We start from the raw sequence: 20009 nt of genomic DNA, 5'->3' as shown, positions 1-20009 counted from the left end.
TCTGCATTGGACACGCCCCTAGACTGAAAACGTTCCTAACCCTTGCGAGAAATACCATGACACGTGTCGTTCGATTTTATGAGTACGGTGATCCAGAGGTCCTGCGGATAGAGGACCTACCGGTCACCCAGCCCGGCCCCGATGAGGTCAGCATCCGCGTCAGGGCCATCGGTCTCAACCGCGCCGAGTCGATGTTCAGGCGCGGCCAGTACCTGGAACAAGCTGAGTTCCCCAGCCGACTGGGATACGAAGCCGCAGGTTTTGTCGAAGCCGTGGGCGACGCCGTACGCGACTTTGAAATAGGTGATCCGGTCAGCCTGGTTCCCCCTTCGAGCATCGCTCAATGGGGAACCTATGCCGAGCGAGCGGTCGTCCCGGCGGCGATGCTGGTCCGGCATCCCGACTCGCTCAGCATGGAGCAGGCCGCTGGAGTCTGGATGCAATATCTCACGGCCTGGGGCGCCTTGTTACCCGTGGCAAAGCTGGATGCGGGAGATTTCGTGCTGATAACCGCGGCGTCGAGCAGCGTAGGCCTGGCCGCCATCCAGATTGCGAACCGGGTTGGGGCGATTCCTATCGCAGTAACCCGTGGTGAGGAGAAGGTGCGCAAACTGCTGGCGGCCGGTGCCGTCCATGTGATCGTCAGCGACGTGGAAGACCTGGCAGCACGTGTCGAGCACATCACCGCCGGTAATGGCGTGCGGGTTGTCTTCGATCCTGTGGGCGGTCCGGCTATCGAGCAACTGGCGGACGCCACCCGTCGCGGCGGCATCATCATCGAATACGGCGCCCTGAGCAGCGAACCTTCGCCCTTTCCGCTGTTCACCGTGCTGGGAAAAAGCCTGACGTTGCGGGGATACCTGCTGCATGAAGTCGTCAACGATCCCGTCCTGTTTGCCCAAGGCAAGAGGTTCGTATCCAGCGGCCTGGTCGATGGCAGCCTGTCCCCGGTGATCGCCAAGACCTTTGCCTTCGAAGAAATCGTCGAAGCCCATCGATATCTGGAAGCCGGAGAGCAGTTCGGTAAAGTCATCGTGACCCTGGAGGACCGGCCATGAAAATGTTCAACCCGTTGTTCTTCATTGCCCTGGGTTTGTTCGGGGTCTACACCATCGAGTTCGGCGTGGTCGGCATTTTGCCCGTGATCATCGAACGCTACAGCGTAAGCGCCTCCGAGGCAGGTTATCTGGTAGGCCTGTTCGCCCTGATCATCGCGGTGTTCGGTCCCTTCATGGTGCTTTTGCTCTCGCGTTACAACCGCAAGCGGGTCCTGACCTTGTCACTGTTCATTTTCGCCGGCTCCAGCGCCTTGTCGGCTTATGCGCCCAATTACGGATCACTGGCGGTCCTGCGGATCATTCCGGCGTTCTTCCATCCGGTGTATTTCTCACTGGCGTTCGTCGCGGTGGCCTCTCTCTATCCCAAGGAACAGGCTACACAGGCGACGGCAAAGGCATTTGTCGGCACCAGCATGGGCATGGTTCTGGGCGTGCCTATCACCACCTGGATCGCCGCACGCTTCTCCTACGAAGCGGCCTTTCTGTTCTGCACCTTGGTCAATGTGATTGCCGGGCTGGGCATCATCGCCCGGTTACCCGATACCTTTGCCGGACAGCGCACGCCTTACGGGGAACAGTTGGCTATCCTGCGCAAACCGACGTTGTGGCTCAATATCCTGGCCTCCACCCTGATCTTCGGTGCGATGTTTTCAGTGTATTCCTATAGCGCCGAGTACCTGTCTCGTGAAGCCGGCATGAGCGGTGAGGTGATCAGCGCCCTGTTGATCCTGTTCGGCGTGGGCGGTGTGGCCGGTAATCTGCTGGCGGGCCGCTTGCTGTCCAGGAACAAAGTGGGTACTACCCTGATGCACCCGATCATGCTGGGCGCGTCGTACCTGATTCTTCATTTCTTTGCCAGTCCAGCGATTTTGCCGATGGTCTTGATTGTCGTGCTTTGGGGGGCCACCCATACCAGTGGCCTGATCGTGACCCAGGTATGGCTGACCTCCGAAGCCCCGGAGGCTCCTGAATTTGTTACCGGCCTGTATATCTCGTTCATCAACCTTGGCGTGACGCTCGGCGCAACTGCCGGTGGCTGGTTCCTGGCACGCATGGGCATGGAAGGAACCATCATCAGCGGCCTTGTTTTCTGCGCGCTGGCAGCCGCGACAATCGCGACCAAGGTGCTTGTGTACGGGGCGCGACAGCCTGGTCTTGCGCCGGAAACCCAAGCGGTTTTGCACTAAAGTCATTCATTGAAGACCGTGGCAAGCCACGGTCTTTTTCGAACTCAGCGGAGTTTCTATCGGTCAGAACCACTCGGACGGAGTCACGATATGGATGTTAGCAGCACCCCACTCACAGCCACGCAAACCGTCGATTTCCCTGTGGACAGCACCCAGTTCGACTGGGAAAACCTTCGATACTTCATTGCCTTTGCGAGGATACGGTCCCTGGCGGCTGCGGCACGATCGTTGAACGTCGAGCACGCCACCGTCTCACGACGGATAGCCGCCCTCGAAACGGCCCTGAAGATACGCTTGGTGGACCGACGCAGCCACCGATACGAGTTGACCGAAAACGGCGAACGAATCGCCCAATTGGGTAACCGCATGCAGGAAACGGCTTGTGCCTTGAGTCGCGCGGTCTGCGCGATTCGCACCGATAAAGTCGCGGACATTACCCTTAGCGCGCCTCCCCACCTGACGACACACTTCATTGCGCCCCATCTCGGTCGGTTAAGGGAACAATGTCCTGACGTCAACGTGCGGATCCTGTCCAACCCGCGCATGGCTTCCATGGCCAGACGCGAAGCGGATATCGCAATCAGCGTCGGACGCCCGACCGAGACGGATCTGGTCGTGCGCAAGATCGGCACCCTGGACTTCGGCTTCTTCGCTGCACCTTCCTATCTTCAGGACCGAGCGGCCTCAGCCTATGAATTCATTGCCCATGACGATGAGCAGGAGCCTTCTCCTCAGCGCATCTGGCTGGAGAATGCCGCAGGCCAACGGCCTGTGGTGCTAAGGGTAAAATCCTTCGATGTACAGGCCGAAGCGGCCAGGGCGGGGGCTGGTATCGCGTTGCTGCCTGTGTTCATGGCCGATGCCCCAGGCGGTTTGCAAAGAGTCCCAGTCGAAGAACAGCCGTTACATGCTGAACTATGGCTGGTGGTCCATCGCGACATGCGAACTGCTCCCGGAATACGGGCAATGATGGACTTCGTCATTCATTGTTTTGCCCAGCAACATCGCTAATAAATGGTTCGATTCGATTGGGAAATTTTTAACAGCGGCTGTTAAAAACAACCTGTTTACAACTCATGGGATATTGTCCAGTATCGAACCAGGTCAGGCAAATGAGCTGCCGCTTGAAGCATGACCTTGGATAAAGCTGTATCGCTGTACTCCTACAATAATAAATCCCCCTGCCCGTACGATGAATAACGCTGCCGCTGCCGGCAGAACGTTATACGTATTCGGCTGCGCAAGACATTGTTACTCCTGGTTGCCTCTGTTTATTCGAAGTAAAAACGGCACACTTGCGTGCCTTCGAAACATGATAAAGGGACTGTATTCATGAGCCAGATAAAGATTATCGATGTCACGCTGCGAGATGGTGGGTACCGTAATGATTTCAACTTTACTGTTGATTACGCCCAAACCGCAATTTCTCAAATGATCGGAGCCGGCATTCCTTATTGCGAAATCGGTTACCGCAACGGTTCGTTCGTACGCAAGCACGAGCATGGGCTCACCAGTGCTGTCGATGCGCGGTACCTGAGCGCGGTCCATGCCGCCGCGGCGGGCAGGATCGACTTGTGCGTCATGGTGCATCCGCACAACGTTGATGCCAGCGACTTTCAGTTGCTTCAGGAGCATGGCGTGTCAATGATCAGGGTTTGCCTGCGCCGCGACCGTCTGGAAGATGGGTTGGCCACTGTGCGGTTAGCCAAGTCCTACGGTTTTCAGGTAAGCGCGAATATCACTCACGTCACGACGCTGGGGCCAGCGGAAATTTCCGACATGAGCCTGCGCGCGGAAAACGCCGGGGCAGACCTGCTGGTGTTTGCGGACTCCAACGGCAACATGATTCCGGCCGATGTCGACCGGCTGATCACGCGAATATCCAGCCGAGTCCTGATTCCCCTGGGCTTTCATGCCCACAACAATCTCTCCCTGGCGCTTTCCAACTCAATCGCCGCCATGGATGCCGGGGCCGAATACATCGATGCATCCATTTGCGGCATGGGCAAAGGAGCCGGCAACCTGCACCTGGGTGTATTTGTCGCGTACCTGCAGCGTGCCGGGATTCGCAATGACTATGATCTGGTAAGTGCCCTGCACTTATCCCAGCTCACCGCCGACACTGTACCGGCCAGCAGCCTTCCGTTGTCGTTGACGGATGTCATGATGGGCACTTACAACATGCCCTTCGATGTTCAGTATCGCCTGGATGAGGTAGTAAAGACGCATCGCCCCGCTTCAACTTTCCACGCCTTGCAAATATTGCACGAACAAGGCAATCGCAAATCGGAAAAGCCTATAAAGCCGTTGACGACAACTCTGTCGCCTTCGCTTGCAAGTGGAGGTATTCGCTAATGAGCCAGCGCCAACAAGTATGTGTATTGGCAGGCGACGGCATTGGCGTCGAAGTTACCGAAGCGGTACTGCCGTTATTTGAAGCGCTTGAGTTGCCCATCGACCTGAAGTTTGGAGATATCGGTTGGAGCTGCTGGCAGAAAGAGGGAAATTGCATTCCGGATAGAACCTGGAATCTGATCAACGAAAGTAATGCAACGCTGTTGGGCGCCATCACCAGCAAGCCTCTTCGAGAGGCAGAAGCAGAACTTTCATCAGCGCTCAGGGGGACCGGACGGGTTTATGTTTCGCCCGTAATCCAGCTTCGCCAAAAACTCGGGTTGTTTGCCAACGTACGGCCTGTTACCGATGTGCTGGGCAATAACCGCTATCGTTTTTCGGTGATTCGAGAGAACACCGAAGGCCTGTACGCCGGGCTGGATTTTGCCAGCATTCCGCAAGCCTTCGAGCCGATACTGGCTGAGCGCGAACGCAACGGAGCGCCGTGGACGCGCGAGAGCTGCAGCGACGCCACGATGACGGTGCGCCTGCAAACCCGCGCAGGGCTTTTGCGCCTGTTCCGCTTTGCGTTCGAACACGCGCGCCAGCAAGGCTATGACCGCGTCACGCTGGCGGATAAACCCAACGTTCTGCGATACAGCGGCGCGTTCGCCCGAGAGATCCTGGAATCGGTTGCCGCGGACTTCCCCGACATCCAATGCAGTATCGACAACGTCGACGCCGTTGCGTTGTGGATGGTCCGACGGCCAGAACGCTTCGGGGTGATCGTGGCGGAAAACATGTTCGGAGACATTCTTTCCGACCTCGGGGCCGGCGTCATGGGTGGCCTGGGCCTGGCTCCCAGCGCCAATATCGGGGCCCAGGGCGCCTACTTCGAACCCGTGCACGGCAGCGCGCCCGCCTATGCAGGCCAGCACCGGGCCAACCCGAGCGCAATGTTCCTGTCAGTCGCGCTGATGCTTGAACACCTTGGACATGCCCACGCCGCCCAAGCGACTCGAAACGCGGTTGCCCAGGTGGCACGCAGTGATTGCCGCACCTACGACCTGGGCGGAACGGCCAGCACCTTCGAAGTCGCGACGGCCATCGTCAAGCAAACCCTCGAAGGGGCGGCACTGCTTGACGGGGTGACATCCCGGCAGTCCAGAAACCAGGACAAGCACGACCTGAAAAAAGGAGCCCACGCATGAACGCGATCATTTCTCCCGTCGTGAAAGACAACGATGCGCTGCTCAAAGCCTGCGAGGCACTCGACACCGCCAGCCTGTCGGATGCACTCGACAGCCTGGGACTGGCCGGGGGCCTGGCAGGTCTCAATCAGCAGGTGCCGGGAACCCGCTGCGTGGGCTTCGCCTACACGGTGTTGTATGAGCCCGTGCATCAACGAAGCGGCTTCAGGACCGCTGCCAACTACATCGATGAGGTGCCGTCCGACGCAGTCATTGTGTCCAGCAACCCTGGGCGCACCGACTGCACGACATGGGGCGACATCCTGACCCACGTCGCGAAAAGCCGGGGCATTCGCGGCACGCTGATCGACGGGGCCGCGCGGGATATCGATACGGTCCAACGCCTGAACTACCCACTGTTCAGTCGCGCCCGCTTCATGCAATCGGCGAAGAACCGAGTGCAGCTCAAGGCGACCCAGGTTCCCGTGCAGATATCCGGCGTCACGGTCAATCCGGGCGACCTGGTGATCTGCGACAGCAGCGGCTGCCTCGCCATACCTGCCGACAAGGCCGAACAGGTCATCCAACGCGCCCAGGCCGTCGAGCAGACCGAGAAAGACATCATCCAGAGCGTGAGCGATGGCTCCACCCTGGAACAAGCCCGCGCCCTGCACCGCTACGACCAGCCCTGGCTGTCACCCAAGGAAAAGCAAGCCAACGTTTGAGTTACGACTTATTCCATTCATTTGAAAGAGTACTCACGACATGACCACTGCAAACGTTTCCATTCGCAAGCCGAACCCGGTGCGCGACAGCCAGAACAAAATCAAACTCGGCGTGTTCGGCTTCAACATTGAAGGCGGCTGCACGCTGACCACCGCTCCGGAGCGCCACCGCGCGGCTGACTGGCAAAGCAACCTGGCAATCGCCACCCTGGCCGATCGAGCAGGCCTTGAGCTTTTGCTGCCCGTGGGTCGTTGGCGCGGCTGGGAAGGCGCCAGCAATCCGATGGGCGTCTCCTACGAAACCTACACCTGGGCCGCCGGCCTCGCATCGGTCACCGAGCAGATCGCACTGTTCACCACGTCGCACTTGTCCACGGTCCACCCATTGTTTGCCGCCAAACAGGCGGCGACCATCGACCACATCAGTGGCGGCCGCTTCGGGTTGAACATGATCTGCGGTTGGTTCGGCCAGGAAATGGGCATGTTCAATGGTCACCAGCGTGACCACGACAAACGCTACGACCATGCCGATGAATGGATAGAGATCGCCAGAAAAGCATGGGAGGCCAACGGGTACTTTGACTACGAGGGCGCATTCTTCAACGTCAAGCAAGGCTATGCCGAACCCAAGCCGATCAACCGACCGTTCCTGATGAACGCAGGCGGCTCTCCAAGGGGTCGCCAATTCTGTGCCAAGCACTGCGACGCAGCGTTCCTGATCCTCAAGCACGAAGATGACGACGACACCATCCGCGAGCAGATCAAGGCCTACCGCGATCTGGCTCGCCTGGAACATGGCCGGGAACTGCAAATCTGGGTGTATGCCTACGTCGTTCACGAAGACACTCTGGACCAGGCGCACCAGAAGCTCGACTACTACGTGACTCAGCATGGAGACGATGCCGCGCTGGATAACGTGACCCGCGAGATCGGTGTGCAAAGCGGCATGTTCAAGGATGCCGCCGATGCCGAGCGTTTCCGTTTCCATTTCAAGGCGGGTTTCGCTGGCGTGCCGTTGGTGGGTACCTCGCAGATGATCGTCGACCAGATGCAGCGCTGGTCCGACCTGGGCGTGGACGGCATCAACCTGACCTGGCTGGACTACCAGAGCGGGCTTGAGCGCTTCGTCAAGGAAGTGTTGCCGTTGATGGAACAAGCCGGCCAACGCGCGCCGCACAAACCTGTCAGGATCATGGAGGCCGTGGCATGAGCAGATATTCTCGAGCCCGCAGTGTTTCGGGCAATGTCGCGATCTTGCCGATGCCTGCCGACGTCGATCCTGGCGAATTGACAGATCAGTTCAAGAACGCCATGCGCAGGTTGACCTCCAGCGTGGCAATCATTGCCAGCCGTGACGGCGATGATCCGGTGGGCATGGTCGCGACTGCGGTGATCTCGGTGAGCACCTCGCCCCCCGCGCTGCTGATTTGCGTCAACCGCTCCGCCAGCCTCCACAGCCCGCTCACGCTGTCCGGGCGTTTCAGCGTCAATCTGCTGAGCGCGGCCCATAGCGCTCTGGTGCCGGTGTTCGCCGGACAGGTCAAAGGCCCCGAACGTTTCGCCCACGGACAATGGCAAGACGTCCAGGGCCTGCCCTGCCTGGCGGATGCGCAATCGAGCCTTATCTGCACCTTGGACAAACGCCTCAGCTACGGCTCCCACGATGTGATCATCGGCCGCGTCGACGCAGTCCAGTTCGCCGAGCCTATCAATCCACTGCTTTGGGAAAACGGCAGCCCGGCGATATCCGCGCGGCTGACGCAATGACCCGCCCCCATCTCAAGGAGAATGACTCATGACTCAGATCGAACAATTCCAGGCGCCACAATCGGGCGAAGACCAAGCCATTTTTTTGGTGAACGTCGTCCATGTGAATCCAGGCCAGCAAGATGCCGCCCTGGCCGTCCTCCGCGATACCGTTCAGTACGTGGCGCAGACCTACCCGGCTTTCCAGTGGAGCCGACTGTACAAAAGCCTCGATGGGAAAACCGTCATCAACCAGGCGCAATGGACCAGCAAGGATGCCTTCGACTCGTTGTTTCAGGACGAGTCATTCATGTCACGTTATTCAGGCCTCAAGGACACCGGGACCTGGGAGTTTCACCTTTACCAGGTGAGCGATTTCATCCCCCAGGCGCTGACCGCGGCCCTCATCACTGAGTGAATCAAAAAGCCGGAATGGGCAGGCCTTACTGGCCTGCCCGCACGAGAACAGGAGTATCGATATGGCTGACCTCAACACGCGCCTCACACAAAGCTTGAACATCACCCACCCAATCGTCCTGGCGCCCATGGGGGGAGCCTCGGGGGCGAAACTGGCCACGGCGGTATCCAGGGCCGGAGGGTTGGGGCTGGTCGGCGCCAGCTATGGCGACGAGCAATGGATGCGCACCGAGCTGGCGCCGATGCGGGAATTGAAGCAACCATGGGGTGTCGGCCTGGTGATGTTCACCGTGGCCCGAAACATGGCTCTGCTGGACCTGGCACTGGAACACGGACCCAGCGCCGTCGCATTGTCATTTGGCGATCCTGCGGCATTCGTGCCGATCATCCATCGGGCCGGCGCGAAGGCTATCGTGCAGATCCACGAGTTGGACCAGGCCATTGCGGCCCTGGACGCCGGGGCGGATACATTGATTGTCCAAGGGGCCGAGGCTGGCGGGCACAGCCTGCGCCGTGGCCTGATGCCATTGCTGCCCGCCGTGCAGGATCGAGTCGGAGACAAAATCCCACTGATCGCCGCTGGCGGTATCGCAGATGGGCGTGGCGTGGCGGCAGCGCTGATGCTGGGAGCCGATGGGGTCATGCTGGGCACGCGTTTCCTCGCCTCCGAGGAAGCCTTACCCTCGGCCGCGTTCAAGAAGCGCCTGATCGAATCCAGTACCTCGGACACGGTGCGCACGCGGATTTTCGATCTGGTGCGTGGCATTGAATGGCCAGAACACTACAGCGGCCGGGCCATTGCCAACCGCTTTTCGCAAACCTGGCTAGGCCGTGATGAGGCACTACGAGAAGCACCGGACTCGGTCCGCCAGGACTACGCCAGGGCGGTCCTCGCTGACGACCTCGATAATCGGGCGATCTGGGCAGGTGAGGTTCTGGACCTGATAGGCGACATCAAGCCAGCGCGCCAGATCGTCCATGATCTGTTGAGCGAAACCACGCGGATCTTGCGCAACAGTCAGCAACTATTGGCTCTAGACAAAATTGCCTGATCAGCCGGGAGAAGCATTATGCAAACGTCCAATGCAGTCAGCAGCCAATGGGGCAATGGCAATCAACTGGCAGTGGTCATGTCGCCGGTCATGCCCGTTTGGGATGAAGGCCTGTTCTTCCAACCGATGATCGCCCCATTGGTTGATGCTGGTTACCGGGTGATCATATTCGACACGCTATCGCTATTGACCGACGAAAACGAATCGCTTGAGGATTTTTCGCAGCGCTGGCAGCAAGTATTGTCGGCGCTGGGCCAGATCGATTTGCTGGTAGGCTCGGCCCTGGGTGGCGCAGTTGTCCAGGCGCTACTCGGCACCTGCCTTGCGACCCACGTCAGCAATGTGCTGTTGCTGTCCTCCCCTGCCCTGGCGGATGGAATTCTCGATGGTCGACTGGGGAAAATGGCCGATCTGGCCCTGCTTGGCGATCTTGAACAAGCGCTCCAACTGCTCGATCAACTCGTACAACCAGCGACGCGGATACGCCCCAGTGGGCCAATCGACATCGACCAGACCAGTGCGGCACTCCAGGCCAGACGCCTGCACCTGGGTTTCCGGCTGCTCAATCGCCTCGACCTGCGTCAAGCCAGTCACAGCTATCGCGGTGCGTTATTGACAGTCTATGGCGAACAGTCACAGCTGGTGCGCGGTATCAATGTGCATATCAACGAGCAGGCCCGGCATTGCCGGTTACCCATCCCCGATGGCGGCATGCGCCCGTTGCTCGATGCGCCGGCATTGGTTATGCGCACCGTGCGCGAACACTTGGGCATCGATCTGGAGGTGGTTGCATGAGTTATCCACGCCGTTTGTTCGAGGCTGATTTTATCGACGTGCATTATCACGCGGGTCCGGACGCCTACCTACGGCGCCATGGCGTGATGGAGGCTGGCCGTCGCTACAGCTCGTTGAACGGCTGGGTGGTGCTGAAGAACCACCTGGGCTGCACCGCATCCCAAGCCTGGGAGGCCCGGCAGGAAGGGCTTCCGGTGTCCGGCTCGGTGGTGCTCAACGAAGTCGCCGGCGGTATCGATTTCAGGGTGGTACAACGTTCGCTGTGCCATCACGGGGACAGTGACGCCCGGCTTATCGTGCACCTTCCCACCGTCACGGGCCGCCCCCATCAGTCCCGTCTCAAGCGCAACAGCGGCCATTGGATCCTGGATAAATACCCCATCCGGCCGCTGACCGTCAGCCATGAGGGGAAGCTGAACGCGCAGACTCTGGACGTGCTGCGGATGGCCCGAGACTATCCAATCGTCATCTCCACCGGGCATGCCGACGCTGATGAAGTGCGTCTGTTGATAGACGCGGCGGTGCGCTTGGATGTGCCCAGACTGATGCTCAACCAGCCGGCCAATCCCTTGACCGGCTTGAACGCCAGAGCCCTGCTCGCATTGGCGCAAGCGCCCATGGTCTACACCGAACAGACCGCTCTGACCTACCTGCTTGGCTACCAACCATGGGAAGACTTTACCCAGGTCCTGCGCGACGTACCCCGGGCACTCTATAGTTCAGACTTGGGCCAGACCTCTCAGCCTGATATCGAACAATGGCAGGTAGACAGTTTGCTGTGGTTTGAACGGATAGGATTAGGCAGCGAGCGAGCGCAGCAGGTCTGGCAGGGAAATGCGCGGAAGCTGTTACAGCTGGAGCCGTAGCGCAGATAGGCCGGTGCTCGTTCGCCCAAGGAATTGGATACCGCACCTCAATCGACGTATCGCCTTGCCTTGCAAACGTTCCGTGATGCCATGAGCAAAGCGATAGCGAGCGCCTGAACGACGGCAACAGCGTCAGCGCATTGCAGGCAGAACCCGAAGAACCGTGATCTGTTTCGCCCAGTCTGCTCCCGTGAAATGTCGTAGCGGCCATGATCCAGGTCGTATCTGGATGCACCACAATCTTACCGGTCAGTATAGTCGGCTCAGTTGCCATGCCGGAGTGCCTGAAATTGGACGATACCCGTGAACGCTTGATTGACTCAGCGCTCAAGCTGTTTCTGTCACAAGGTATATACATTACTGGTGTGATGGCCATCGCCTCGATGGCGGGTGTTACCAAGATGACCCTCTACAGTCATTTTCCCTCCAAGGATGCGCTAATAGTGGCTTGCCTTGAGGAGCGTGACCGACGCTGGCGTGAAGAGGTAGCATGCACCTTGGCAGAGCATCCTGACCCGGTCAGTGGCATGCTCGCGTTTTTCGATTTATATCAACGCTTTCTTTTGCAAGATAGCGAGCGCGGGTGTCTGTTCGTCAACAGTGCAGCTGAATTTCCCCAGTTCAGCCATCCTGTCCATTTGGCAGTGAACAGGCATAAGCAAGGGATACGCGAAAATCTTGCTGCCTTGGCCATAAGCGCCGGCATAAGCAATCCTGAGGTAGTTGCCGAGGGACTGTTTATCTTGCTGGAGGGCAGTTTTGTCAGCGGCGCCATGGCCCAGGATGTGCGGGTATTCGACACCGCCCGGCACGTTGCTCATTGCTGGATCCGGAAGCAGAGCCAGCAGGTGCAGAGCGTATGACCATAGGTTTATTAGCGGCCATTGCCGCCACTTTTTCATGGTCGCTGCTCTATATCTTTCCGGGGCTGGTCGGAGATTACAGCCTTTTTGATCTGGCTGTGGTGAGCTATGCCTTTGCCGGTTCAGGTAGCCTGCTCGTGCTGTTTGCTTACCGTAGCGAAGTACGGCAATTGCGACTGAGTGACTGGGCCTGTGCCGCACTGCTGGGCTTCCTGGGATACATCGGCTACTTTTTCCTGATCACCACTGCGGTCTTGGCAGCTGGGCCAGTGATCCCTCCAGTGATGATGGGTTCGGTACCGATCGTACTCGCGATTGCCGGCAACATGCGAAGCTCCAGCGTGCCCTGGCGCGCCATTGCCGGGCCCCTGTTGGTGGCGGCCTTGGGCATAAGTTTGGTCAATCTGAGCGTGTTTGATTTTAGCCGTGCGACGGCAGTGCTCCCGACCGCTTCGTTACTGCTTGGACTACTCGCATCGTTGCTGGCAATCGGGTTCTGGACAGGTTTTGGCCTATTGAATGAAAGTGCTTTGGCTCGACGCCCAGGCCTGTCTCCCATGTTGTGGTCAGCCATGCTGATCTTCATGTGCAGCGTCGAGATGCTGGCCTTCATCCCAGTCGGGCTGTACTTGAAACTGTCTCACTTCGCTAGTCATCCGAGCGGATTGGCAGGTACTCAGGCGCTAATAGTCTGTGGCTTAATTCAGGGGTTAGGGGCGACCCTTGCAGGTGCCTGGGCATGGTCGATCGCAACTCGGCGTCTACCTCTGGCTCTGAGCGGGCAATTGATCGCCAGCGGAACCATTTATGCAACCACGATGGGCCTGCTCATCAACCAACGCTGGCCCTCACCGATGGAAGCGCTTGGGACAGGATTGCTATTCGTAGGTGTGGTGTGGGCTATTCACGCCTTTTATCGCAGACAAACATGCCTCGCGACGCGCAGCGGATAACTGACGTCAGGAGGCTGAGTACGAAGCAGCGACAAAGCTTGGCCTGGATCTGCATAGCGCCAGAACGGCCGGTTTTGATGCGACCGACGTGAGAAATGGCTGCCCTGTACGTATCCAGATCAAAGGGCGATGCGTGGTGAGCCCGGCGAAGATACAAGGCCGCTCGGGCTCCATTGATTTGGCGCAACCGCTCGACGTTGTGCCGTTGGTGCTGCTTGATTCCGATTTCAACGCCTTTGCTATGTACGAGACCGATCGTGTTACGGCCCTGACAAAACTGGGATCAAAGGTCCGCAATGAGCATGGTTCGTTGGGGATCAGGCTATGTTCGAAGTAACGAGAGACCCAATGGGCACCCCTTGGAAGCTGAGATTTTTAGAGTTTCCAGCTATCTACGGAAAGGAATTCTGTGACGGCAAAGCGTTACGAACCCTCGGATGAGGCCTGGACTGTGGTTCGCTCCAGCGCTGCTCGGCTGAATCTCGGGCCATCTCATCATTCTCAAAAAAACCACAAACAGCTCACAGAATTTTCATCTGATTTGGCCAACCCTGTAGTAGCTGGCAAAGAGCCAGCTCTCGAAAGGCGTTACGTGGTACGCCACCGGAGCCAACATGAATCTGAGATCGCTCAATATCGCGCGCAGAGCTGCATTCTGCTTCGGTGTCATCACTTTGCTTTTGATCGGACTTGGGGGATTCTCCTACGTTCAAGTCAGCCAATTGCGCGCCGCAGAACAAGACATAGAAGAAAAATCACTGCCTAGCATTCAAGTGGTCGATGACATTCAAATTGCACTTCTACACGCTCGCCTCGAGAGCATCAGAGTGCTGGCCAGCACCGATCCCTCAGTCAAAAGCGCGTCGCAAGCCAAAGTACGACAAGCCATGGAGACCCTGCAGTCGCGCAGCGAATACTATCGGCAGAATCTGATTACAGGAAATAAGGACCGCGCGCAGCTCGATGACGCTCAAACCGCGATGAACACCTACATCGATGGATTGAAGCAAGTCCTTGCATTGGATTCTTCCGACCATGACAAGGCCGTTGCCTTAGCCAACTCCGAGCAGGCAAACCGCGCCACGGCCTATCAAGAAAAACTCACGCTCATGCGCGAGCTGAACGCAAAAGAGACGGAGCAGTCAGGCGCTATTGCAACGGCAGTGTATAGCCATAGCGTCAACGTCCTGATGATTGTCGTAGTCGTCGCACTGATTCTCACGGTCTTGCTCGCTATCGCCTTGACCCGCAGCATTGTCGACCCGATCAATACATCGCTGAAACTGGCTGAAGACATTGCCGAAGGGGATCTGACCCGGCAGCTTGAGGTCACCGGGAAAGATGAAGCATCCCGCCTGATGCAGGCGCTCAACATCATGTCGCAGAAGCTGCGGCGAACTGTTCTGGAGATTTCCGGCGCGTCTACTCAACTGAGCACTGCCGCCGTCGAAATGACGTCCATCACTGAAAGCGCTGACCGGACATTGCAGCAACAGAACAGCGAAATCGAGCAAGCCGCTACCGCAGTCAACGAGATGAGTGCGGCCGTTGAAGAAGTGGCTCGCAATGCTACGTCAACCTCTCAGGCAGCCCAACAGTCGAGCCTGTCGGCAGACTTGGGCAATGAACGTGTCACTGAAACCCTGGCGGCCATGCGCAACCTGACGAGCCTGGTGGAAGGCTCATCCGCGCAAGTGCTGGCTCTGGCCGGCCAAGCCCAAGACATCAGCAAAGTGTTGAGCGTCATCAGGGGCATTGCCGAGCAGACCAATCTCCTGGCATTGAACGCCGCGATCGAAGCGGCTCGAGCAGGCGAGCAAGGTCGAGGCTTTGCAGTGGTTGCCGACGAAGTTCGCGCCTTGGCACATCGTACGCAAACCTCCACCCAGGAAATCGAACAGATGATCGCGGCGATCCAGGCAGGTTCTTCTGCCACGGTGGAGTCGATGCACAAAAGCACCCAGGAGGTGCGTAGCACCCGGAAAACTGCAGAAGACGCCGGGCAGTCCTTGCAACAAATCACCCATGCCGTACTGGAGATAAACGAACGCAACCTGCAAATCGCAACGGCGTCCGAGCAACAGGCGCATGTGGCACGTGATGTGGATCGAAGCCTGGTCAGTATTCGCGATCTGGCGGTGCAAAGCAGCGAGGGAACCCGTCAAACCCTCATTGCCAGCAACGAACTGTCGCAACTGGCGGTGAACCTGAACAATCTGGTGCTGCGGTTCAAGACGTGACTGCCTCGCTGTCTTTCTGGAAGGTACGAGCAGGGCCTTCCAGGGAGAGTCAAATCACCGACTGGTTCCATTTCCGCACATGCAAATCACCCCTCACCTCGTACCCCGTCCAACTCATCCGGACGCAACGTCAGTACCAAAACACCCGATGCAGTCACCGCGACGGTGTGTTCGAATTGCGCGGAAAGCGTCCCGTCCCGGGTCACCACCGTCCAGCCATCAGCCTGAGTCCTGACGTGGCTGGTGCCTTGGTTGAGCATGGGCTCGATGGTGAACACCATCCCCTCGCGCAGCACCAGGCCGGTGCCGGGCTTGCCGAAATGCAGCACCTGGGGTTCTTCATGCATTTGCTGGCCGATGCCATGGCCGCAGTATTCACGTACCACAGAGTAACCATAGCGCTTGGCATGGTGCTCGATGGCCGCACCAACGTCCCCCAGCCGCGCGCCTGGGCGTACCGCGCGGATGCCCCGCCACATCGCATCGTATGTAACCTGGACCAGGTGCCGGGCAGCGGCGCTGACGTTACCGATAAGGTAGGTCTTGCTGGAGTCGGCGATATAGCCATTCTTTTCTAGGGTGATATCGAAATTGACGATATCGCCATCACGCAGAATCCTGGAGGACGATGGCACGCCATGGCAAACCTCCTCGTTTACCGAGCAGTTGAGCACGAATGCAAAACCATACTGGCCCTTGCTCGCCGGTCGGGCCTTGAGCTCATCGACGATGAACCGCTCCACCATGGCATCGACCTGGAGGGTCGACATCCCCGCGAGCGTGGTTTGGTCCAGCAGCTCGAACACGGACGCCAGGAGTCGGCCGGATTCCGCCAGCAGCGCGACCTGTTCCGGGCTCTTGACCATGCTCAACTCATCACCAGTGGCTGGGCGCGCACGCCCGCGCTGTCGAGCTCACGACGGATGACTTCGTTGAAGGTCAGTTCCGGGTTCATCTCGCACAACATGCCGACCTTGATCCAGAAAGCGGCCTGCGCGTTGATGGAGCGGCAGGACACCTTGGTGGCCCGGCGCAGTTGATCATGCAGTTCGTCGTCGATGTTCACGATGCCCATGGGGTCGCCCTCTATACGTTTCGTATATTGCAAGCATATGCTTCGTATCGACAAAAACCAAGATCAATTATTGAACGCCTGTGCTGGCAGCCCTGACGAATCAGTGCTGCCGGCGATGATCAGCTTGCCGAAGAAGCTTCTCCTTTCCCGGCTGCAGGTGCCCTGGCCCCTGAGTCATGCCCGCCCGCCGGGCACGTCTGCTCCTGTTTGAAGGCCTGCTGCCGGCGCTCCAGCGCATCAGCGCCGTCCGAGGCCTGTGCGACCCACGGAACAGACATGATCAAGCCGAACAGTATCCGAATAAGAAGTGGCTTCATTTCATTTCACCTTGGTTGTGTTAACGAAAACGTTTGCGGATATCCGCGCTCGCAACGCTTGCGTAGCTTTCGAGCAGCCTTGCCAACTCCAGATAACCAGCCGCCAAGTCATGGGCGCCGAGGCGGGTCAGTGACTTTGACGTTCGACGGGCCTGGGCCGCGCTGATCGCTAGATGGGAGGCGTGGGTCGAAATCCGTCGATCGCCCCGTCGCGCGCACGTGCCCACCAATGATTCAGGCTCCAGGTCGCGGGTTTGGCGTTGCAGTCGAATCAACTGTCGGCTCAGTTGCAGGGCCGTCGAACCGGTCTGGGCAGCTTGTCGTTCATCGGCGCCGGACAGCGTCTGCAAGGCCACCCATCGGTGCTGTTGTCTTGCCTGCCACTTGAGAACGTCCATCCGGTGTCCATGACGAAGCAGTCGCCGGATGTCCTTATGAATCGCCTTCCTCAGGACATGCGGGTGGCTGTGGGTTTTTCCCGGCAACAGCTGGAAGGCCAACAGGCATATGGCAAGGGCCACGATCCAGGCGAGAGCCTGGTTGGCGAAGTCGACGAAGTCGTACTGGGCGGCCAGGCCTGTGCTGACGAGCGTGTTGAAGCCAATCAGGTAGGCGATGCCTTGCAGGGCATGACGCGGGCGGGTCGTGGCATGAATCCCGGCGGCCCAGAACGCAATCATCACGACCGTGAGCAATGCAAGCCCGCTGATGTGTGGCAACACCAGGAACTTGCACGTGGCTGCCGCCACTATTGCGTAGACGGTGCCCTCGAAGAAGCGAGCCAGGCCTTGAACGGGCGCCGGGCTGGTGGCCAGCAAGGTGCAGCACGGCCCCGATACCGCCAGCAACGTTGGCCCTTGGTCCCAGGCGGACAGGTACCAGAAAGCCGCGATTGCCAGCGTCGCCAACAGAGCTCGCAAGCCGTTACGCAGCGCGTCGCCATAATGTCGGTGGAAACCCACCGCGCGGACAGGCGTCTGGCGCCCATGCTCAAGGCTGGCGAAGCTCAGCAAGGCGCTGGATAGGTCTGCCAATTGTTCCTTCAAGCGCTGCTGGCTCGTGTTGTTTTCAGGCGCTTGCGCAAGGCGGTGTTGCATCTCCAGGACTTCGTCGGCCGCCACGCAAAAGCCAGGCAACGCGTCTGCCAGCTGGTGCAGGTCCATGCCCGTTCGGGCGAGCGAAGGCGAAACACGCCGTTCGGTCTCGCACTCGTCCAGAACAACGGCATGCAGATACGCCAGCCCTGCCTGCAAGGTCGCAAGCCTGGAGCGGATCAGCAAGGACTCACCTCGGCCGATCCCGAGCAGTTCGTCCACCTTGCTGATGTCGATGGCGAGCGGGCGTTGCGCAATCGCCGGATCCGCACTGTGTTCCCCCTTGAATCGCGTGGCCAGCAACCGCACGGTGCGGGAGCAGACGTCCTGGAGGGCCCGGTTCAGTTTGGGCTCGACGGTCTTGCGGCTGAACAAGGTGGCCACCAGGCTCAGGCTCAACACCCCCAGTACGACCGCCGTGCAACGCGCCACGATATGATCGAAACCCAACTGTGGGGCGACGATAGCGGGGCCCAGGGCGAGGCAAACGGTGTAGCCTGCAACGACGGCCGCCGTGGCGTGATAGTGCCGAAGCAGGGTCATGGCCCCCACACAGAGTCCGAGCCATACCCCGATCCCGAGGATGAACAGCAGCATTTTCTGAGCGAACATGCCGGTCAGCAGCAGCGCAACGGCCAGCCCCACCAAGGTTCCCAGCACCCGATTGAAACCCTTGCCGACCACTGCACCTTGAAGCGGATGGATCAGCAGCAGCACCGTCGAAGCCGCCGAAAATGGCGCCTCCAGGTGTAACTGGAAGCCCAGCCATAACGCCAGAGAGGCGGCCGCAAGACTGCGCAACATGTAGCCCGATGCCTGGGGACTCCATGATCCGGCCCGTGCGCCGAGCATTCGCCACGCGCGGCCCTTCACAGGAACGCCTGAAGCCACTGCGTCAGCCTCCAACGTGGCTCTGCCCCCGCCTCGGCGACCTCGATACTGGCGGTCATCCCGGCCGCCAGCTCCACGTCCGGCGGCACGCGGTCCAGTTCGATCCGTACAGGCACCCGTTGGGCCAGGCGTATCCAGCTGAACGTCGGCGCCACTTGAGGCAAACCATTGTTACCGCGCTGCTCGTTGCCGTCGGCGATGCCCCTGCCCATGCTTGCGACGTGCCCTTCGAGCAGCGCGGCAAAGCCCATGAGCTTGATCGATGCCGTAGCGCCCACTCGAATACCCGACAACTTGGTTTCTTCGAAATAGCCGGTGACCCAGAAGCTATGGCTATCGACCACAAAGATATTGGTTTCGCCCGCCGAGGCGTAGTCACCCGGCTGAAGGCGCAGTTGGGTCACGTATCCATCGACCGGTGAGCGAATGGTCGTGCGGTCCAGGTCAAGCCGCGCCTGGGCCAGCTGGCTCTGGGCGGCGTCCAGACGCGCCTTGGCCACCGCCAGGTCCCGGGCGGCATTGTCGATCTCCTCCCGCGCAATGGCATCGCCGAGCCGATTGCGACGCTTGAGCTGTGCGCTGCGCTGCTCGAAGACACTGCGCGCTTCGGCAAGCTCGGCCGTGCGCTGTTGCTGGGCAAGCAGATAGGCGCTGCGATCGATCTGATACAGCGAAGCGCCCTTGGCGACCCATTGGTTGTCTCCCACGAGCAGTCGTTCAACCTGGCCAGACACCTCGGGGGCGATACGAATGACGTGCGCACTGACCCGCCCGTCCCGCGTCCAGGGTGCCAGCTCATAGGCGCGCCACAACTGCATGCAGAACAGCAGTGCAATCAGGCCGAGCCCAAGGGTTACGAGCATCTTGAGGAAATGATTGATGGTCATCGCGCCGCCCTCAACACTTCAGGACCAGGATCGAGAGGACAATCAGCGACACGAAGAAGCGCGCCATGCTCGGGTGCCAGGTCCAATCCAGCCAATGCCGCATGCTCCGTTCCAGCACGCCGTACACCAGCACTGCGATGCCCAGGTAGAGCAGCAAGGGTGGAAGGTAGAGGTGGGCAATCGTGATTTCGCTCAGCATCGTTGAGTCTCACCGTAGGCAATCACCTTGATGGCCTTGATGACGATGGTAGGGACTGCGAGAACGTGCCGATATTGAGTATGCTGCCAACCTATAATCAAATTCGGACAATTCGGGTGG

20 protein-coding genes are annotated in these 20009 nt (G+C 59.1%); 15 read left to right on the top strand and 5 right to left on the bottom strand.

Features of this window, described 5'->3' with window-relative positions; translation table 11 throughout:
• Window positions 1-56 precede the first annotated feature (56 nt).
• From AD665_RS04805 to AD665_RS04735, 15 genes are all read left to right on the top strand, one after another.
• Complete coding sequence (locus AD665_RS04805) at window positions 57-1058, top strand: zinc-dependent alcohol dehydrogenase family protein (protein ID WP_053191147.1); 1002 nt, start codon at window positions 57-59, stop codon at window positions 1056-1058.
• Window positions 1055-2245: an MFS transporter gene (locus AD665_RS04800; protein ID WP_053191145.1), complete on the top strand. Its 1191-nt coding sequence runs from the start codon at window positions 1055-1057 to the stop codon at window positions 2243-2245. Before AD665_RS04805 ends, AD665_RS04800 begins: the two co-directional genes overlap by 4 nt.
• Window positions 2246-2335: 90 nt before the next feature.
• Window positions 2336-3256: a LysR family transcriptional regulator gene (locus AD665_RS04795; protein ID WP_024780215.1), complete on the top strand. Its 921-nt coding sequence runs from the start codon at window positions 2336-2338 to the stop codon at window positions 3254-3256.
• Window positions 3257-3577: 321 nt separating this feature from the next.
• Window positions 3578-4600: an aldolase catalytic domain-containing protein gene (locus AD665_RS04790; protein WP_053191143.1), complete on the top strand. Its 1023-nt coding sequence runs from the start codon at window positions 3578-3580 to the stop codon at window positions 4598-4600.
• Window positions 4600-5790 carry an isocitrate/isopropylmalate dehydrogenase family protein gene (locus AD665_RS04785; RefSeq protein ID WP_053191142.1) on the top strand — a complete coding sequence of 397 codons (1191 nt, stop codon included), beginning with the start codon at window positions 4600-4602 and terminating at the stop codon, window positions 5788-5790. Before AD665_RS04790 ends, AD665_RS04785 begins: the two co-directional genes overlap by 1 nt.
• The gene (locus AD665_RS04780) at window positions 5787-6494 is read left to right on the top strand and encodes an RraA family protein (protein WP_053191140.1); all 708 of its coding nucleotides are present in this window, start codon (window positions 5787-5789) and stop codon (window positions 6492-6494) included. The genes AD665_RS04785 and AD665_RS04780 overlap by 4 nt, the downstream gene beginning before the upstream one ends.
• Window positions 6495-6534: 40 nt before the next feature.
• Window positions 6535-7704 (top strand): LLM class flavin-dependent oxidoreductase, encoded by a 1170-nt coding sequence (locus tag AD665_RS04775; RefSeq protein ID WP_024780219.1) that lies wholly within the window; start codon window positions 6535-6537, stop codon window positions 7702-7704.
• Window positions 7701-8261, top strand: coding sequence for a flavin reductase family protein (locus AD665_RS04770; protein ID WP_024780220.1), 561 nt, complete (start codon window positions 7701-7703; stop codon window positions 8259-8261). The genes AD665_RS04775 and AD665_RS04770 overlap by 4 nt, the downstream gene beginning before the upstream one ends.
• A 28-nt stretch (window positions 8262-8289) precedes the next feature.
• Window positions 8290-8658: an antibiotic biosynthesis monooxygenase family protein gene (locus tag AD665_RS04765; RefSeq protein WP_024780221.1), complete on the top strand. Its 369-nt coding sequence runs from the start codon at window positions 8290-8292 to the stop codon at window positions 8656-8658.
• A gap of 61 nt (window positions 8659-8719) precedes the next feature.
• Window positions 8720-9709, top strand: coding sequence for an NAD(P)H-dependent flavin oxidoreductase (locus AD665_RS04760; RefSeq protein ID WP_053191139.1), 990 nt, complete (start codon window positions 8720-8722; stop codon window positions 9707-9709).
• A gap of 18 nt (window positions 9710-9727) precedes the next feature.
• A complete protein-coding gene (locus AD665_RS04755; protein WP_053191137.1) occupies window positions 9728-10504 on the top strand; it encodes an alpha/beta fold hydrolase in 777 nt (258 codons plus the stop codon).
• Complete coding sequence (locus AD665_RS04750; RefSeq protein ID WP_053191135.1) at window positions 10501-11370, top strand: DUF6282 family protein; 870 nt, start codon at window positions 10501-10503, stop codon at window positions 11368-11370. The genes AD665_RS04755 and AD665_RS04750 overlap by 4 nt, the downstream gene beginning before the upstream one ends.
• 290 nt (window positions 11371-11660) lie before the next feature.
• A complete protein-coding gene (locus tag AD665_RS04745; protein WP_024780225.1) occupies window positions 11661-12233 on the top strand; it encodes a TetR/AcrR family transcriptional regulator in 573 nt (190 codons plus the stop codon).
• Window positions 12230-13186: a DMT family transporter gene (locus AD665_RS04740; RefSeq protein WP_024780226.1), complete on the top strand. Its 957-nt coding sequence runs from the start codon at window positions 12230-12232 to the stop codon at window positions 13184-13186. The genes AD665_RS04745 and AD665_RS04740 overlap by 4 nt, the downstream gene beginning before the upstream one ends.
• Window positions 13187-13800: 614 nt before the next feature.
• Window positions 13801-15426: a methyl-accepting chemotaxis protein gene (locus AD665_RS04735; RefSeq protein ID WP_053191133.1), complete on the top strand. Its 1626-nt coding sequence runs from the start codon at window positions 13801-13803 to the stop codon at window positions 15424-15426.
• A gap of 86 nt (window positions 15427-15512) precedes the next feature.
• Here AD665_RS04735 and map read toward each other — a convergent pair whose 3' ends face one another.
• The 5 genes from map to AD665_RS04705 form a co-directional block, all read right to left on the bottom strand.
• Complete coding sequence (gene map / locus AD665_RS04730) at window positions 15513-16292, bottom strand: type I methionyl aminopeptidase (RefSeq protein WP_024780228.1); 780 nt, start codon at window positions 16290-16292, stop codon at window positions 15513-15515.
• Window positions 16293-16294: 2 nt separating this feature from the next.
• Window positions 16295-16501 (bottom strand): ParD-like family protein, encoded by a 207-nt coding sequence (locus AD665_RS04725; RefSeq protein ID WP_041024143.1) that lies wholly within the window; start codon window positions 16499-16501, stop codon window positions 16295-16297.
• Between the two features lie 337 nt (window positions 16502-16838).
• Window positions 16839-18716: an FUSC family protein gene (locus AD665_RS04715; RefSeq protein ID WP_414860482.1), complete on the bottom strand. Its 1878-nt coding sequence runs from the start codon at window positions 18714-18716 to the stop codon at window positions 16839-16841.
• A 65-nt stretch (window positions 18717-18781) separates the two neighbouring features.
• Window positions 18782-19690 carry an efflux RND transporter periplasmic adaptor subunit gene (locus AD665_RS04710; protein WP_053191123.1) on the bottom strand — a complete coding sequence of 303 codons (909 nt, stop codon included), beginning with the start codon at window positions 19688-19690 and terminating at the stop codon, window positions 18782-18784.
• A gap of 10 nt (window positions 19691-19700) precedes the next feature.
• On the bottom strand, window positions 19701-19889 hold the full coding sequence (locus tag AD665_RS04705; protein WP_024780233.1) for a DUF1656 domain-containing protein: 189 nt from the start codon (window positions 19887-19889) through the stop codon (window positions 19701-19703).
• Between the last annotated feature and the right edge of the window lie 120 nt (window positions 19890-20009).

The sequence above is a fragment of the Pseudomonas corrugata genome (assembly GCF_001269905.1).
GTDB lineage: Bacteria > Pseudomonadota > Gammaproteobacteria > Pseudomonadales > Pseudomonadaceae > Aquipseudomonas > Aquipseudomonas corrugata.
The sequence above is the reverse complement of the archived record's forward strand: the minus strand, read 5'-3'. Positions and strand labels throughout refer to the sequence as shown.